The organism is Nannocystis sp., from assembly GCF_016714285.1.
GTDB lineage: Bacteria > Myxococcota_A > Polyangia > Nannocystales > Nannocystaceae > Nannocystis.
Genome location: NZ_JADJNN010000021.1, coordinates 83,767 through 98,673 on the forward strand (window position 1 = coordinate 83,767; position 14,907 = coordinate 98,673).

General features: G+C 71.6%; 12 protein-coding genes. 4 read left to right on the forward strand and 8 right to left on the reverse strand.

The features are described from left to right. Positions 1-214: 214 nt before the first annotated feature. Positions 215-1,018, forward strand: coding sequence for an SDR family NAD(P)-dependent oxidoreductase (locus IPJ59_RS28270; RefSeq protein ID WP_293274109.1), 804 nt, complete (start codon positions 215-217; stop codon positions 1,016-1,018). A gap of 18 nt (positions 1,019-1,036) precedes the next feature. Here the strand turns inward: IPJ59_RS28270 and IPJ59_RS28275 are convergent, their stop codons facing one another. The 3 genes from IPJ59_RS28275 to IPJ59_RS28285 all read right to left on the reverse strand — a co-directional run bounded on the left by IPJ59_RS28275 (position 1,037) and on the right by IPJ59_RS28285 (position 4,979). After that, positions 1,037-2,104 carry a DUF1295 domain-containing protein gene (locus IPJ59_RS28275; protein WP_293274110.1) on the reverse strand — a complete coding sequence of 356 codons (1,068 nt, stop codon included), beginning with the start codon at positions 2,102-2,104 and terminating at the stop codon, positions 1,037-1,039. Between the two features lie 86 nt (positions 2,105-2,190). After that, positions 2,191-2,805 carry an RNA polymerase sigma factor gene (locus IPJ59_RS28280; RefSeq protein ID WP_293261506.1) on the reverse strand — a complete coding sequence of 205 codons (615 nt, stop codon included), beginning with the start codon at positions 2,803-2,805 and terminating at the stop codon, positions 2,191-2,193. A 413-nt stretch (positions 2,806-3,218) separates the two neighbouring features. Beyond that, positions 3,219-4,979 (reverse strand): FG-GAP repeat domain-containing protein, encoded by a 1,761-nt coding sequence (locus IPJ59_RS28285; RefSeq protein WP_293274111.1) that lies wholly within the window; start codon positions 4,977-4,979, stop codon positions 3,219-3,221. A 329-nt stretch (positions 4,980-5,308) separates the two neighbouring features. Between IPJ59_RS28285 and IPJ59_RS28290 the strand changes: the two genes are divergently transcribed. Further along, positions 5,309-6,820 carry a GGDEF domain-containing protein gene (locus tag IPJ59_RS28290; RefSeq protein ID WP_293261500.1) on the forward strand — a complete coding sequence of 504 codons (1,512 nt, stop codon included), beginning with the start codon at positions 5,309-5,311 and terminating at the stop codon, positions 6,818-6,820. Between the two features lie 69 nt (positions 6,821-6,889). On the opposite strand, the gene IPJ59_RS28295 is transcribed toward IPJ59_RS28290, so the two are convergent. Both IPJ59_RS28295 and IPJ59_RS28300 read right to left on the reverse strand, forming a co-directional pair. Beyond that, positions 6,890-7,090 (reverse strand): SEC-C metal-binding domain-containing protein, encoded by a 201-nt coding sequence (locus IPJ59_RS28295; RefSeq protein WP_293261497.1) that lies wholly within the window; start codon positions 7,088-7,090, stop codon positions 6,890-6,892. A 35-nt stretch (positions 7,091-7,125) separates the two neighbouring features. Then, positions 7,126-8,418, reverse strand: a complete 1,293-nt coding sequence (locus tag IPJ59_RS28300; RefSeq protein WP_293261494.1) for an FG-GAP repeat domain-containing protein — start codon at positions 8,416-8,418, stop codon at positions 7,126-7,128. A 64-nt stretch (positions 8,419-8,482) separates the two neighbouring features. On the opposite strand from IPJ59_RS28300, the gene IPJ59_RS28305 reads away from it, so the two are divergent. Next, positions 8,483-9,856 (forward strand): hypothetical protein, encoded by a 1,374-nt coding sequence (locus IPJ59_RS28305; protein ID WP_293274112.1) that lies wholly within the window; start codon positions 8,483-8,485, stop codon positions 9,854-9,856. Positions 9,857-9,911: 55 nt separating this feature from the next. Here IPJ59_RS28305 and IPJ59_RS28310 read toward each other — a convergent pair whose 3' ends face one another. Both IPJ59_RS28310 and IPJ59_RS28315 read right to left on the reverse strand, forming a co-directional pair. Next, positions 9,912-10,631: a hypothetical protein gene (locus IPJ59_RS28310; protein WP_293274113.1), complete on the reverse strand. Its 720-nt coding sequence runs from the start codon at positions 10,629-10,631 to the stop codon at positions 9,912-9,914. Positions 10,632-10,711: 80 nt separating this feature from the next. Next, on the reverse strand, positions 10,712-12,241 hold the full coding sequence (locus IPJ59_RS28315) for a Vgb family protein (protein WP_293274114.1): 1,530 nt from the start codon (positions 12,239-12,241) through the stop codon (positions 10,712-10,714). A 207-nt stretch (positions 12,242-12,448) separates the two neighbouring features. Here IPJ59_RS28315 and IPJ59_RS28320 point away from each other — a divergent pair, with 207 nt between their 5' ends. Continuing rightward, positions 12,449-13,411 carry an RCC1 domain-containing protein gene (locus IPJ59_RS28320; protein WP_293261482.1) on the forward strand — a complete coding sequence of 321 codons (963 nt, stop codon included), beginning with the start codon at positions 12,449-12,451 and terminating at the stop codon, positions 13,409-13,411. A 13-nt stretch (positions 13,412-13,424) separates the two neighbouring features. On the opposite strand, the gene IPJ59_RS28325 is transcribed toward IPJ59_RS28320, so the two are convergent. Continuing rightward, positions 13,425-14,906 (reverse strand): FG-GAP repeat domain-containing protein, encoded by a 1,482-nt coding sequence (locus tag IPJ59_RS28325; protein ID WP_293274115.1) that lies wholly within the window; start codon positions 14,904-14,906, stop codon positions 13,425-13,427. Position 14,907: the final 1 nt, after the last annotated feature.

The window sequence follows — 14,907 nt, forward strand, 5'->3', positions numbered from 1 at the left end:
AGGGGGGGGGGGGGGGGGGGGGGGGGTGGTGGGGGGGGGGGGGGAGGGGGGGGGGGGGGGCGGCGCTGGGACCTGACGAAGGTCGCAGGCGACAGGAGGGGGGCGGGGGCGGGCGAGGTCTGGGGGCGGGGCGGGCACGCGGAGCGCACCCTAAGGTCGGCTAGCAAGTCGGCGGCGCCTCGCGCAGGGATCGCCGTCGCTGTAAGCTGGCGCGGTGCGTCGCTGGCGAACCGCGTCGGAGTTTGTCGATCACTACGGGCCGTGGGCGGTGGTCGCCGGGGCCTCCGAGGGGCTCGGGGCGGCCTTCGCCCGCGCGCTCGCGGGGCGCGGCCTGAAGCTGCTGCTGCTGGCCCGCCGCGCCGATGTCTTGGAAGAGGTGGCGGCGCCGCTGCGGGCGATCACCGAGGTGCGGACGGCGGCGATCGACCTCGGCGAGGCGGAGCTCGCGGCGACGCTGACGGCGCTGACGGGCGGGCTCGAGGTCGGGCTGTGCGTCTACAACGCGGCCCTCTCGCAGGTCGGGCCCTTCCTCGAGCAATCGCTGGAGTTTCACCAGCGGACGATCGACGTCAATTGTCGCGGGCCGGTGATCGCGGCGCGGGTGCTCGGCGAGGGGATGGTCCGGCGGGGTCGCGGTGGGATCTTGCTGATGTCGTCGTTGACGGCGCTGTGCGGCTCGCCCTTCCTCGCCGGCTACGGGGCGAGCAAGGCGTTCAACCTCTCGCTCGGCGAGGCGCTGTGGTACGAGCTCGGGCCGCGCGGGGTCGACGTGCTGGTGTGCTGCGCGGGCGCGACGAGCACGCCCGGCTTTCTCCGCACCAGCGGCGCCGGTGGGCCGCGGGCGATGACACCGGAGGCGGTGGTGGTGGAGGCCCTCGCGGCGCTCGGGGCGGCGCCGAGCATGATCCCCGGGGCCTTCAATCGCGTGGCGGCGGGGCTGCTCGCGCGGCTGTTGCCGCGGCGGGCGGCGGTGCGGATCATGGGGGCGCAGACGCGGCGCCTCGCTGGCGCGCCGTGATCTGGGTCGATCCGGTGATCAGTAGATACCGGGGATGATGCGCCAGCGGACGCGGCGGGTGTACATGGTCCACAGGGGGCCGTATTTGCCGGCGCAGCGGAGATCGTCGTGGTATTGCCGCGGGAACAGCAGGGCGACGTAATAGAGCGGGTAGAGCCAGGGGCCGAGGGCGGCGGGGTAACCGAGGGACAGCGCGAGGCCGGTGGCCATCAGGATCTCTCCGAGGTAATTGATGTGGCGCGAGAGGCCCCAGAAGCCGTTGACGAGCAGGCGGTGGCCGTCGTGCTCGATGGCCTCGGGGGTGATGAGGCCGAAGGCCGGGCGCTCCGGGGCGGTCTTGAACCAGAACTTCTGCAGGTTGGCGCCGCGGGCCAGGACCCAGCCGGCGAGGAACAGGGCGGCGCTGGCGAGCAGGGTGCTCGCGGGGGTGTGGGGGTTGGGCGCGGCCGCCAGCGACCACGCGCCGACGGCGTAGAAGAAGGCGTAGAAGCACAGGCAGCCCCAGCCGAGCTTGAAGCCGACGCGCTCGGCGAAGAAGTCATATGTATAGAGATGGACGCGCTCGAAATGCAGGTACTCGCAGAGGAAGAACGAGAACAGGGCGACGTGGAGGAACATGCCCGGGGAGGGGTCGCCGGGGTAGAGGATGCAGTGGTGGGCGAGGCAGGCGAGGAGGTTTAGCTCCAACACGACGGCGCCGACGAGGTAGAGGCACATCTTGGCGTCGATGTGGCCGGCGAGCAGCTGGGGGTTGTCGCGGCGGCCGAGGTAGAGGTCGGCGAGCAGGGGCCCGCGGGGCGGGGCGGTGAGGACGATCGCGGCGGTGAAGGCGAGGCCGATGGCGCAGGCGGTGAGCGCCGACTGGACGCGGTGGAGGTAGAGGTAGTCCCACGGGTAGAGGCCGAGGAGGCCGCCGAGCGCGTAAAGGCCGACGACGATCGCCATGACGCGCAGGCCGTTGAGGCGGTAGCGCAGCGGCTGGCCGTGCTCGTCGCGGACGTAGCCGGTGACCCAGCGGCCCGGCACGATCAGGTGGAGCACGAAGATCAGCGCGTAGAGGGCGAGGATGACGGCGCAGGCGGGCACGGGGGCGAGCGTACGCCCGATCGCGAGCTCAGGGCGAGACCATGAGCACGCTGGCCCACGGGTGGATCGCAGGGACCGCGGCGGGCCTACTCGGGGACCATCTGGCGGCGCAGCTGGGCGGCCCACTGTTTGAGGTTGGTCAGGGTGCTCTCGAGGTCGTGGGGTGCGGCCTGGATCTTGCGGATCTCGACCGCGAGCAGCTGCTTGGCCTTGCGCAGGCGGCTGCGCGCCGTGTCCTCGGGGATGCCGAGGAGGGCCCCGATCTCGCCGCCCTTCATCTCCTCCCAGAAGTACAGCTCGAGCACCATCTGCGAGGTGATCGGGATCTGGCGCAGCGCCTGCAGCAAGATCTTCTCCTCGGCCCGGGCCGCGATGATCGAGATCGGCGAGGCGCCGAGCTCGACCGCGGAGAGGTTGTCGAGGTCGAGGGGCTCGGGTGCGCGTCGCTTGGCACGCAGGTGCTCGCGCAGCACGTTCTGGGCGACGGCGAAGAGGTAGGTGCGAAAGCTGGCGGTCTCGCGGAAGCGGTCGCGGCTGGTGACGCAGCCGGTGAAGGTGCGCTGCACGAGGTCCTCGATGTCGCCGTCGAGCTTGTTGCGAAAGAAGCGGTAGATGCAGTCGAAGTGGCGGGCGAAGAGCTGGCTCCCGGCGGCGACGTCACCCGCGCGCCAGGCATGAAACAGCTCGACGTCGCTCACCACGAGGCGACGGTACCACGGTTGCGCGGCGCGTAACGGCCGGGCCGCCGGCCGACACTACCAGGGCTGGAGTCGCCCGAACTCCGTCGGCGGACCGTATATGTTGCTCACGACTGATACCCGCGGTGCCCGCGAATATCGCGGTGGTGTGGGGGTGGGCGGAGGATGAGCGCGCCTGGGCCCGAGCCGCCGGGGCGCACCTGGAGGCGGAGGCGATGCGGCGAAGGATCGCGGAGCGCCTGTTCGGTGCGGAGCCTGACCGCCCGGTCGACGCGCGAGCGCTGCGGCGTGTCGCCGACGATCCTGGTCGCGCGCTGGCGCGGCCGGGCCGTCGCGTAGGGTTGTGGGTCGCCGGCGGCGTGGGGCTTGTCGGCCTCCTGCTCGCGGCGTGGTGTTGAGGGGGAGCGGGTGAGGGCTCACTGCGGGGGGATGCACACCTCGCCGCCCTCGATCTGCGAGTTGGTGCGGAAGGTGTTGAGCGACTTCCACCACGGCTTTTCGAACTGCGGGATCTTGCCGTCCTCGCGCACGTTGGTGACGTGATAAGTGTGTTGATTCCAGATCCGGCGCGGCTGGATCCAGCGGTCCTCGATATCGCGGATCACCTGGACGGTGGGGGCGGTCTGGTTGTTGGCGAAGCCGGAGTCGGAGACGACGACGATCTCGGCGGAGCCGTCGTTGTCCACGTCGGCGACCACCGGGTATTCGGCGAGGGTCTTGGCGCTGCGCGGGACGCTGAGCAGCGGCTTGCCCATGCCGTCGAAGACGTAGAGGTTGGTCTCGTCGGCGTACATGGCCTCGGCGACGCCGTTGCCGTCGAAGTCGAAGGCGGTGCCGGCGGCCCAGCCGCTGCCGTCCTGGACCTGGGCGATCCAGTTGACCGTGCCGTCGCCCTCGAACATGACGTAGCTGTTGGCCGCGCTGGTGGCGACCTCGGAGACGCTGTCGCCGTCGAAGTCGTGGACGGTGCCGGGGCGGAACCACGACTGGCCGCCGCCGGGCTGCATGTTCTGGTACTTCACGGCGCCGGTGTGCTCGAGCAGGGTGAGGCCGGCGTAGCCGTTGATCATGATCTCGGGCTCGGGGTCGGCGTCGAGGTTGGCGACCTGGGCGAAGCCGTGCTCGATGCCCGGGTTGGTGTAGAGGACGCTGCCGTCGTGGTGATAGGCGTTGGCGCCGATCACCACCTCGAGGTCGCCGTCGCCGTCGAGGTCGGCGGCGACGGTGGTGAAGTTGTCGGCGACGCCGTTCTCCGGGAGGGTGGCGACGGTGTTGCCCATGTGGTCGAGGATGAGCTTGTCGAGGAGGATCTCGACGTCGCCGTCGTTGTCGAGGTCGGCGAGGGTGATCGCGCCGCCCTGGCTGTGCGAGACGGCGCCGGCGCTCTGCCACTTGACGGTGCCGTCGTGCTCGAAGGCGATCGCGCTCGAGGGGCCGCCGAAGCCCTCGCCGACGGCGGCGATGATCTCCGGGATGCCGTCGTCGTCGATGTCGCCGATCGCGGGGTTGATCGAAAAGGTGATCGCGGTGGGGATCATGAAGTGGAGGCTGCCGGTGGCGCCGTCGAGCACGTAGATGTGGCCGGGGGCCGGGAAGGCGGTGACGGTGACGATGATGTCGGGGATGTCGCAGAGGTCGATCACGCCGTTGTTGTCGTCGTCCGTGAGGTTGGCGACCAGGGGGGTGACGAGCGACTCCTTCTCCGCGCCGGGGCCGTTCCAGCTCCACTGGATGTCGGGCTCGAAGGAGTCCGGCGGGGCCTTCATCGTGCAGTCGCCGACGCCGTTCATGTCGTCGTCGGTGGCCTTGCACTTGTCGATCGGCATGCCGGTGTCGCTGGTCATGCCGCCGGTGTCGCCGAGGTCGAACTTGAAGCCGCCGGTGGTGTCGCCGCTGTCGGTGGCGCTGTTGCTGTTGCTGTTGCTGTTCCCGGTGGTCGGCTGGCTGGTGGCGCTGTCGGTGGCGCTGCCGGTGCCGGCGCTGTCGGTGGCGCTGGCGCTGTCGCTGGCGCCCGAGGTCGGCGTGGTGGTGGCGCTGTCCACAGTGGAGGTGGCGGTGATCGGGACGGTGGTGCTGGCCTGGCTGGCCGAGCCGTCGCCGCTGTCACCGCAAGCGGCGAGGCCGGCGGCGAGGAGCGTGAGCAGGGCGCAGGGGAGGGCCGGGGCGGGGCGACGCATGATGCGGTCCACCCTACGCTGTTGCGGGCGCGCGGCCAAGCTCGCGGTCAAGCTCGTGGCCAAGGTCGCGGGTGGCAGAGGGGTGATTGTCCGGGTGGCGGCCGCCGGCGGGTACGTTCAATGTGTATGGAATGACGGGACTGTGATTGCGGGCGCAATGCACATAGATCGCGGGATCGCGGGCGGCCGGCGGCGCGCCAGCGGAGGCCGTGAGGCGCAATACTGCTCGCTGCAGCGCGCGGGGATGTCCGTTGACGATGGGGCGTGCACCAGCCAGCATCAGGCTCCCGATGCTGGACGCACGCTCCCCTGGAATCCCCGCGGAACTGGTGCAGCGAGTGCGCACCGCGTCGGTGCCGCCGTATCTGCGGGCGTTGTTTCGCCGGCTGAGCGTGCCGGTGGCGCTCGTCGTGGAGCTGCCGGCGGGGGCGACCAGCCTGCCGGCGATGGCGCTGCAGCTGTGCAAGTTGGCGCAGCAGGGGACCAAGCTGGAGGGGCCGAAGTTTGAGGCGGTGGCGGCGACGGCCTCGCCGCGGGTGCGGCTCGAGCACGCGGGGCGCTCGCTGGTGCTGGACCACGAGGCGCTGGTCGCCGGCAACGTACCGCTGGCGCGGCAGGTCGCGGCGGAGCTGCTGGACCGGGCGGAGACGGCGGAGGCGCTCGAGCGCTTCGCCCGTGAGGCGCCGCGGCAGGACGCGCTGCGCCGGCTGACGCGGGCGATGCTCGAGACGCAGAGCATCGAGCGGCTGCGGCAGATCACCTTGCTGGGCATGACCTCGTCGGCGGCGCTGGGCTTCGACCGGGCGGCGCTGTTCGTGCACGACGAGGAGGCGCGGGCGGTGGTCGGCAGCTCGGCGATCGGGCCCTACGACGACGACGAGGCGCACCAGGTGTGGGAGGCGATCGAGCTGCACGACAAGACGCTCGAGGAGCTGATCGCGGAGCACGTGGCCGGCGACACCGAGAGCCGCTTCGAGGCCTTCGTGCGCACGCTCGAGTACGACATCGATCAGGCGGTGCCCGGCGACGAGGTGGCGGCCGCGTTGGCGGCGAGCGGGCCCCTCGTGTTCACGCGCTCCATGCGGCGCAGCGGGCCGCTGGCGGCCTCGGGGCTGTTCACGCTGCCGCAGCCGGTGAGCCCGGTGATCGCGGCCCTCGACCCGCCGGATGAATTCCTGGTGTCGGCGATCAAGCTGCGGGGCAAGGCGCTCGGGGTGGTGGTCGCGGACAACCGCTACTCGCGGGCGCCGATCGAGCGCGAGGCGCTGGCGTCCGTCGGCTTCTTGCTCGACGCGTCGGCGCTGGTGCTCGAGAACCTGCGCCTGCTCGAGAGCGTCGAGACGCTGGCCCGGCACGACGGGCTGACCGGGCTGTTCAACCGCCGCGAGTTCGAGACGCGGATGCAGGAGGAGCAGTCGCGGGCCCAGCGGCTCGGCTCGCAGTGCGCGCTGCTGCTGCTGGACGTCGACCACTTCAAGGCGGTCAACGAGGAGCAGGGGGCGCGGGCCGGGGACGAGATGCTGCAGATGGTCGGCGTGCTGCTGCGCTCGACGCTGAGGGCGCACGACATCGTGGCCCGCTTCGGCGGCGACGTGTTCGCGGTGCTGGTCACCGACACGACGGCGGAGCAGGTGGTGGCGATCGTCCGCCGCGTGGGGGCGCTGGCGCTCGAGCAGGGCATCTCGCTGAGCGTGGGCGGCTCGCTGTGGCCGCGGGGGAACGAGGACACCTCGGTGCTGTATGCGGAGGCCGACGGGGCGCTGTACGCGGTCAAGCGCGGCGGTCGGGGTCGGGCCCGGATCGAGGGCGCAGCCGAGGACAGCGTGTTCTTTCAGGCCTGAACGGGGGCCTGAACGGGGGCCTGAACGGGGGCCTGAACGGGGGCCTGAACGGGGGCCTGCACGGGCGGGTCACGCCGCGGCGCCGCAGCACTTCTTGGACTTCTTGCCGCTGCCGCACACGCAGGGGTCGTTGCGGCCGACCTTGGGCTGGTCGCGCACGTACGGGCGGGGGAGGTGGCTGTGCCCGTCATGCGCGTGGTCGTGGTCGTGATCGTGATCGCAGCCGGGGCCGTGGATGTGCGCGGGGTCGTGGTCGTGGGGGCCGTGCATGCGCGGGCAGGCTAGCACCGGGGCCGGCGCGCTGGCTAGGGCGCGGCGCGGAGGACGGTGACGGTGCCACCGGTGGTGTCGGCGGTCGCTACGTCGAGGGCGCCGTCGCCGTCGAGATCGGCGACGATGAGGTCGACCGGCCCGAGCCCGACCGCGTAGAGATCGAAGGTGGGGAGCTTGCCGGGGCCGAGGTTGCGGATGACGACGAGCTCGTGCTGGTCGCGGTCGACGCCGACGATGTCGAGGGCGCCGTCGTGGTCGAGGTCGACGACGGCCACGGCGTAGAGGCCGACCGCGTAGGGGACAAAGCCGGGCTTGTCGGCGAAGCTGCCGTCGCCCTGGCCTAGCAGCACCTTGAGGTTCGGGAAGGTGTAGCTGGAGGCGACGACGTCGAGGTGGCCGTCGCCGTCGATGTCGCCGATGGCGAGGGCCCGCGGCTCCTCGGTGACGGGGTAGGCGAGGGCCGGGGCGAAGGCGCCGTCGCCGGGGTTGATGAGGACGCTGACGGTGTCGCTGCCCTTGTCGGCGGAGCAGAGGTCGAGGTCGCCGTCGGCGTCGAGGTCGGCGAGGGCGAGGTCGTAGGGCTCGAGGCCGACGGGGTAGAAGCCGGGGGCGGCGAAGCTCCCGGGGCCGTCGGCGAGGCTGACCCCGAGGTCGTTGGAGCCCTCGTTGGCGTGGACGAGGTCGAGGCGGCCGTCGCCGTCGAGGTCGCCGGCGACGATCGCCCGCGGCTTGCTGCCGGCCGTGAGCTGCTGGAAGTCGGCGAATTCCCCCGGGGCGCCGCTAGCGAAGTAGACGGCGAGGGCGTTGATGCCGAGGTCGGCGACGGCGAGGTCGGGGCGATCGTCGTCGTCGAGGCCGGCGATGACGAGGCTGCGCGGCTGGAAGGATGATGGCAGCGGCGGCTCGATCGCGGTGAAGTCGGCGTCGCCGGTGCCGCGCAGTCGCACGATCGATCGGCCGACGAAGTCGACGACGCCGAGGTCCGGCAGGCCGTCCTGGTCGAGGTCGGCGGCGGCGAGCGAGACGGGACCGAGCCCGGCGGCGAAGCTGCGCGGCGGGTCGAAGCAGAGCTGCCCGGGCTCGATCTGTCCGTCGCCGCAGGCGGTCGCTGGGGCCCCGGTGGTGGCGCCAGTGGTCGGGTCGGTGGTCGGGTCGGTGGTCGGGTCGGTGGTCGGGTGGACGGTGGTCGCGTCGCCGGTCGTGGGTGCGAGCGTCGTGGCGTCGCCGGTCGTGGCGGGTTCGCTGCTGCTGCTCGCTGTCTGCGGGGGGTCGCTGGCGGGGACGCAGGCGAGCGAGACGACGAGCGAGAGGGCTGCGCGGCGCATGGGCAGGTCAGGATACGCCCGCCCGCGATTGCGAGGGGCGGCGTTGTTGGCTTAGGATCGATCGATGTCCGGCAGCGGCGCGGTGCGTGGGGTGATCGCTGGCGGGGCGTTGTTTGCGTGCGCTCCGACGGCGCCGATCGCCGCGCCGGTGGCAGTGCGCACGGTGGAGTCGGCGGGGCCTGGGGTCCCCGCGGCTCCAGCGGCAGCTGACCCTGGGCCCGCGCTGCAGGCCCGCGTGTGCGGCGAGCGGTCGCCCTGCGAGGTTCGTCGCGCACGCGCGGCCGGGCAGGACCCGGCCGGGCGGACGCTGACGGTGCTGAGCGTCGACCTGGGATCGCGTTCGCCGCGGAGCGACGCGCCGGCCGAGGTGGCCACGACGGACGATGGCTTCGCGGAGGAGGGGTCGCAGGACAGCTTCTGGCCGGGCGCGAGCGGGCGGTGCCGGGAGATCGAGTACTGGCTGGTGGTCGGCGAGCAGCGGGCACCCGAGGCCGTCCAGCAGCTGTTCTCGGTGTGCAACGACGGCAACGGGGCGGCGGGACTCGGCGAGGACACGGTGACGATCGGTGACGACAGCCTCGAGCATGCGAGCTCGGGCGGGTCGAACTGGCGGTGGAGCTCGACGCGGCGCTTCGAGCTCGCACCGCTGCGGCTGCGCGAGCGCAGCGGCGACGGGTCCTTCGTGTTCGGGCCAAACGTCGAGCGCCGCAGCTGGAGCTTCGATCGCTTCGCGGGCGAGGTGAGCTGGTACAGCCCGCCCTGCGACCGCGCGACGGGTGAGCCGAGCGAGGTCGCGGAGGGCTCACAGGTCGAGCTCACATATTCGCTGATCCCGGCGGTGGCGATCGACGCCGCGTTCACCGGCGGCGGCTGGAAGGAGGCGGGGCTCGGTGGTTGCGCGCTCGCGCTGAAGGACGGCTCGCCGGGGGGCCCGAACGACGCGGCGATGCGGGTGGTGGCGGCGGCGGGCGAGGCCGCGACGACGCTGCTGATCGAGGTGGAGGACGACCAGCTCACGCCGGGCGACCAGCTCGAGCTGTGGCTGGCCGAGCCGGCGCTGAACTACATGGATCATTGCCTGGGCGACACCGCGGGGGGGCTGCGGCAGTGGTCGATCGGCGTCGTCGACGGCCGCGTGCTCGCAGGCCACGGGCGCCCCGAGCCCGCGGCGCTCGCGGTGGAGCGGGCGGCCCAGGGGCTGCGCCTGCGGCTCACGCCGCGCGGGAGCTTCGCGGCGCTGACCCTGGTGTACGTCGACCGCGATGCCAATGAACGCAGTGCGCGGCGGCTCGCCACCAGTCCGCTCGTGCCAGGGCGCCGCGAGACGCTCGGAGGGCTCCAGGCGATCGAGCCGGAGGCCGCGAGCTGTGCGGTGATCGCCGGCCGGCTCGAGCCGGTGCTCCACGCGCTCGCCGGGCCCGGTCCGGTCCTTCGCTGAGCATCGCGGCGGTCCGCGTCACGGCGATGTTTCGACCTGCGCGGCCGCGAGGCGCTCAGGGGACCTGCGGCTGGCGGAGCCAGCGGAGCCCCTTCGGCATGCGGTGGTCGAGGTCGGTCATGACGTCCAGGTGGTGGTTGAACCACTCGCGGTAGCCGTCGAGCAGGACCAGCGAGCGATCGACGCTGCGGCGCTCGAGCAGCAGATCGATCAGCGTCTGCTCGGCGGTGTCGATGTTCTGGCGGACGGTCGAGGAGTCGCGGCCGACCTCGATCTCGCCGAGCACGGCGCTGCGCCGGAGCTTGCGCGTGGCGGTGGTCCCGTCGAGCAGATCGACCGTGACCTCGACGGGCGCGCCGACGACGAAGCGATTGATGCCGGTCTTGCTCGAGGTCAGCGGATAGACCACGAAGATCAGCGCACGCTTTTCGGCCGGCCACGCGGGCACGAGCGCCGGCGTCATCAGGCGCTCGCCGGTCTGTCCGAATGCGCCGTCGGCCGCGCCGAGCGCGAGCTCCCTGGCCGCTGCGATGGTGTCGAGCTTGGCCGGGATCCCTGCGACCGCCGCGACCCGCTTCGCCTCGGCGGCGTCGGTCTCGAGCGCTGGCTCGCCGGTCGGGGCCGGTGGGCCGACCTTCGCCCCGGAGACGTAGGTCATGGTCTCGGCGGCGGGCGGGGCTTCGGCGGGCGGCTCGGCGACGCGGGCTGGCTCACCCGCGCCCGGGGCGCTGCGACACCCAAGATTACACAGCAGGACAATCGCCAAGGCGCGCATATTTGGACCTCCCTATCGTGTTTCGCGGGACCTGGAGCGGCCAGGCAGGCGACGCGTCTTGCGGGGCGCCGCCGCGGGCGCTACTGCGGCATCACGGCGTTGAGGAGGCCGCCGCCGGTCATGTCCGAGTACGTGTAGTGGACGTTGGCGATCGGCACGAGCTCCTTGGCGTAGGTCTCGGGGTCGATCTTGTAGGCCCAGCCGTTGTAGTCGACCATCCAGACCTTGCCGGCGACGTCGATGCTGACGCCGACCGGGGTGCCGCACTGGTCGAATTGATGGAAGGTGACGACGGTGAGGGTGTCGGCGCTGATCTGGATCAGGCCGCAGCCGAGCGCGCCGCCGTTGTTGGCGGCCCACACGTTGCCGTCCGCGCCGACCGCGATCCCGCGGAACAGGTTGCCCGTCGAGCCCGGGATGATCGTGAACTGCTCGGTCATCGGGTCGAACATGCTGACGCCGCCGTGGCCGGTATAGTTGGCGAACCACACCTTGCCCTTGCTGTCCGTGGTCATGCCGTAGTGCGCGTCGCCGTTGCCGCCGGAGTACTGCTTGACCTCCAGCGTCACCGGGTCGATGCGCCAGGTCGAGTCCGAGAAGACGGCCGAGGTCCACACATAACCGGCGGCGTCGACCGCCGCGCCGTAGGGGGCGTAGCCGTTGGGGGCGTCGTAGAGCGGCCAGTTGGGCAGCGGCACGGTCACCTCGAGCGCGCCGGTCTCGCCGTCGAGGCGACCCATGACGGCCTGCCCGGGGCCGGTGAGCCAGCCGACCCAGACCTTCTGATTGTCGAATTGGCAGGTCTCCTTGTTGAAGTCGCCGGGGGTCCAGGTGGTCCCGCGCGGGCCAGCGCCGCCGCTAAAGACGTTGTTGGTGACCTGGGTGCTCCACAGCTGGCACTCGTCGCTGCCCCAGGGCAGCAAGGTGTCCTTGTCGGGCGAGGTCTCGATCATGCCATTGCCGTTCTTGTCGATGCAGTCGGCCTTGTTGGCGGCGACCTTGGTGACCCAGCCGGTGTTGCGATTGGACACGACGACGAAGCGGCCGGTGATGTTGACCGAGGTGCGTGACGGGCTGGACGCCCCCGATTGCGTGAGGTCGGAGAAGTAGCGGGCCTCCTCGACCAGGGTCTCGGTATTGACCTTCGAGATGCTGCCTTGATCGGTGTTGGCGACCCAGAGGTAGCTGAAGTCGAAGCCGCCCATGCCCATGCCCTCGCAGTTCGGCGGCGGCTCGCCGGTGGTGCCGGTGGAGTCGGAGTCGGAGGCGCTGACGGGGCCGGTGCTGCTGCCCGGATCGGAGGCGCTCGCGGAGGTCGCGTCGGTGGTGGCGCTGTCGCTGACCGAGGTCGCGTCGGAGACCGTGCTCGGCGTGCTCTGCGAGTCGCTGACGGAGTTCGAGCCGCCGCTGCTCTCGCCGACGCTCACGCTCGCGGTCGCGGTGGTGGTCGGCGTGGTCTCGGCGGTGCCGGAGCCGGCCTCGGTGATCGAGCTGTTGCCGCTGTTGTCGGAGGTGCGCCCTCCGTCGTCGCCGCAGCCGACGACCATCGCGCCCAGCGCGACCCACGAGAGCCGCCGCGCACGCCCATACCCATGAAATGATCCAGCCATGCCGACACCCTACCATGGTGGCGATGACCGGACGCGGGCCGGGGCGCGCAATAACTCCGCGGTCGCGCACGGACCCGCGTCTGCCGAGGCTGTCCGGACCGCGCGTAGCGACGAAGTGGGTGTCGACCACCGATGCGTGACCTCTGTTAGGCTGGGCCGCGAGGATGGATGCCGATGCGGAGCGCTCACTGGAGATTGGTGGCAGGTGTGCTCTCGTTCGCAGCGGGAGGGTGCTCGCCCGCGCTCACGCCGATCGACGCGGTCACCAGCGTCTGGGTCGCGCCGCGGGGTGGTTGTGCGATCAGGGCCGACGGTGTGGCGTGGTGCTGGGGGCCCAATGAGAACCAGGAGATCGACGCCAGCGGTCAGTACCGGCTGTACGCGGTGCCGCTCAGCTTGCCCGCACCGGTGACGCAGATCGGTCGGGGTACCGAGGCCACCTGCGCCCTCCTCGCCGACGGCGCGGTGCACTGCTGGGGACCGGACATCCGGAGCGCCGAGCCGCGGCGGATCGAGGAGCTCACGCCAGCGGCCGAGCTGCTGTTCGGCTGGCACGAGGTCTGCGCCCTCGGCAGGGACTCGTCGCTGTCGTGCTGGACGAAGGACGACCTGCGAGCGCGGCGGATGTTCGCGTGGCCCGAGGTCAAGCACGTGGCCGGGGCTGCGGACGAGCGGGTGTGCGGCGTGATGGTCGGAGGCACCGTGGAGTGCCTCCGCCTGGATTTTCTGCTCAGCGGCTTGATCGACGAGCGGCCCAGGGCGGTCGAGGGTCTCGCGGAGGTCGAGTCGCTCACGAGTGTCGGTGGTTACTTCTGCGCGACGCATACGGACGGCGCCGTGGACTGCTGGGACGGGCAGACGCCGGATACCCGGACCCGCGTGCTGCCGCCGGGGAGCAAGCTCGAGTTCGCCGGGACTCCGGATTACTACTGCACGCGCGACGCCGACGGTGCGGTCGCTTGCTGGGACGGGATCTACAAGGAGACGCGGCCGGTCACCGGTCTGTCCAGGGTCACGAGTATCGCGGTGGGGTCGTCCTTCGGCTGTGCGGCGACCGCTGATCAGCGTGCGCTGTGCTGGGGCTTCAGCGACGGCACTCTCGGCAATGGGTTGGCGGAAGAGCTCAATCGCGACCCGTGGCTCGCCACGCCGCTGCTGCGCGCGAAATAGCTGCAGTCATGCTTCACTGCGCGAGCAATACGCTGATCGTCGGGCTGTTTGGATCGCCGACCACGAGGTCGACGCGCCCGTCTCCGTTGAGGTCGCCGGCGGCCAACAGTGACTGCACTGTCGGGGCGTCGGTGGGCACGACGCGCTCGCACATGAAGCCGCCCTTGGCGTCGCCGAGCGCGAGCAGCAGGTTCGGCGCCCCGGTGGCGGCGAGCAGGTCGGGGCCCGCGGGTCCCCCCAGCTCGACCAGCGCGCCGCCGCTGAGCGGCAGGCTGATGGCGAACTCGACCGGGGCCGCGAAGCGCTCCGGGGCGTTGATGCCGGCCCGCACCGCGAGCACGCTGGAGCGATTGAAGAAGTGGGCGCTGACCAGCGCGGGCAGGTCATCCAGGGCGGGCTGGGGCTCCTGGTTGAGGTCGCCGGCGAGGACCGCGGGGGGCTGGTTGGAGGCGGAGTCGAGGGCGGTTAGCGGGATGAAGCTGCCGTCGCCGACGCCCGACCACACGCCGATGACGTTGCTGCCGGCGACCGCCCCGACGACGTCGAGGCGGTCGTCGCGGTTGATGTCGACGAGGCTTGCGCGCACGTCGAGCGGCTGGTCGAGGGCGAAGAGCGACTGCGAGAAGTCGGCCTTGGCGTCGCCGAGGCGGGTGGCGACGCCGATCGGGCTGACGGTGACCACGTCGGCGAAGGTGTCGAGGTTGACGTCGGCGATGAAGACGGTCGCGGTGCCGGGCACGAGCAGCAGCGGCGGCTGCGGGGTGAACACGGCGTCCTGTCCGAACAGCAAGGTGAGGCCGTCGTTCGGGGCCGGGCCGACCACGGCGAGGTCGATGTCCGCGTCGCCGTCGAGGTCGCCGCTGGCGAGGCTGAGCGAGATGGTGGGCGCGCCGACCCCGAAGGCGCCCGCGACCATGAAGTTGCCGGCGCCGTCGTTGAGCGCGATCTCGATCTGGGCGACGCTGGGCTGGGCGGCCGCGAGGTCGAGGTCGCCGTCGGCGTCGAGGTCGGCGAGCAGGAAGGCGCCCGGGCTGACGCTGAGCTGCCACTGCTGGACGATCACGCCGGGGTCGTCGCAGGCGGGCAGCGGTATCGGCGGTATCGGCGGCATCCGCATGGGCACACATTCACCGTACTCGCAGACCTCCTGGTAGCCGCACTGCTCGTCGTCATAGCAATCGTAGGGCGGGCTGCAGCGCCAGCGCTGGGCGTCGGGATGTCGCCTCGGGCCCTCGTAGTAGCCGCAGCAGCCGCCGCCTTGCTTGCACACGCCCTGGTCGCAGTAGCCGCAGTAGGTCCCCGCGCAGTCGCTCGAGTCGATGCATTCGGGCGGCGTGGTGGTGGTCGGCTCGGTGCTCGTGCCGGTGGGGTCGCTGTCGGTGGTGGGTCCCGTGTCAGTGCCGTCGGCGCTGGTGCTGCTATCCGTCTGCGGGGCCGTGGGGCCGCAGGCGGCGACGAGGCCGAGGATTCCGAGGCTGCGGGTGAGGTCCGACATA

Coding starts and splice junctions, on each gene's coding strand:
- IPJ59_RS28305 (WP_293274112.1), top strand. CDS start 8,483: ATGTCCGGCAGCGGCGCGGTGCGTGGGGTGATCGCTGGCGGGGCGTTG.
- IPJ59_RS28300 (WP_293261494.1), bottom strand. CDS start 8,418: ATGCGCCGCGCAGCCCTCTCGCTCGTCGTCTCGCTCGCCTGCGTCCCC.
- IPJ59_RS28285 (WP_293274111.1), bottom strand. CDS start 4,979: ATGCGTCGCCCCGCCCCGGCCCTCCCCTGCGCCCTGCTCACGCTCCTC.
- IPJ59_RS28295 (WP_293261497.1), bottom strand. CDS start 7,090: ATGCACGGCCCCCACGACCACGACCCCGCGCACATCCACGGCCCCGGC.
- IPJ59_RS28315 (WP_293274114.1), bottom strand. CDS start 12,241: ATGGCTGGATCATTTCATGGGTATGGGCGTGCGCGGCGGCTCTCGTGG.
- IPJ59_RS28310 (WP_293274113.1), bottom strand. CDS start 10,631: ATGCGCGCCTTGGCGATTGTCCTGCTGTGTAATCTTGGGTGTCGCAGC.
- IPJ59_RS28325 (WP_293274115.1), bottom strand. CDS start 14,906: ATGTCGGACCTCACCCGCAGCCTCGGAATCCTCGGCCTCGTCGCCGCC.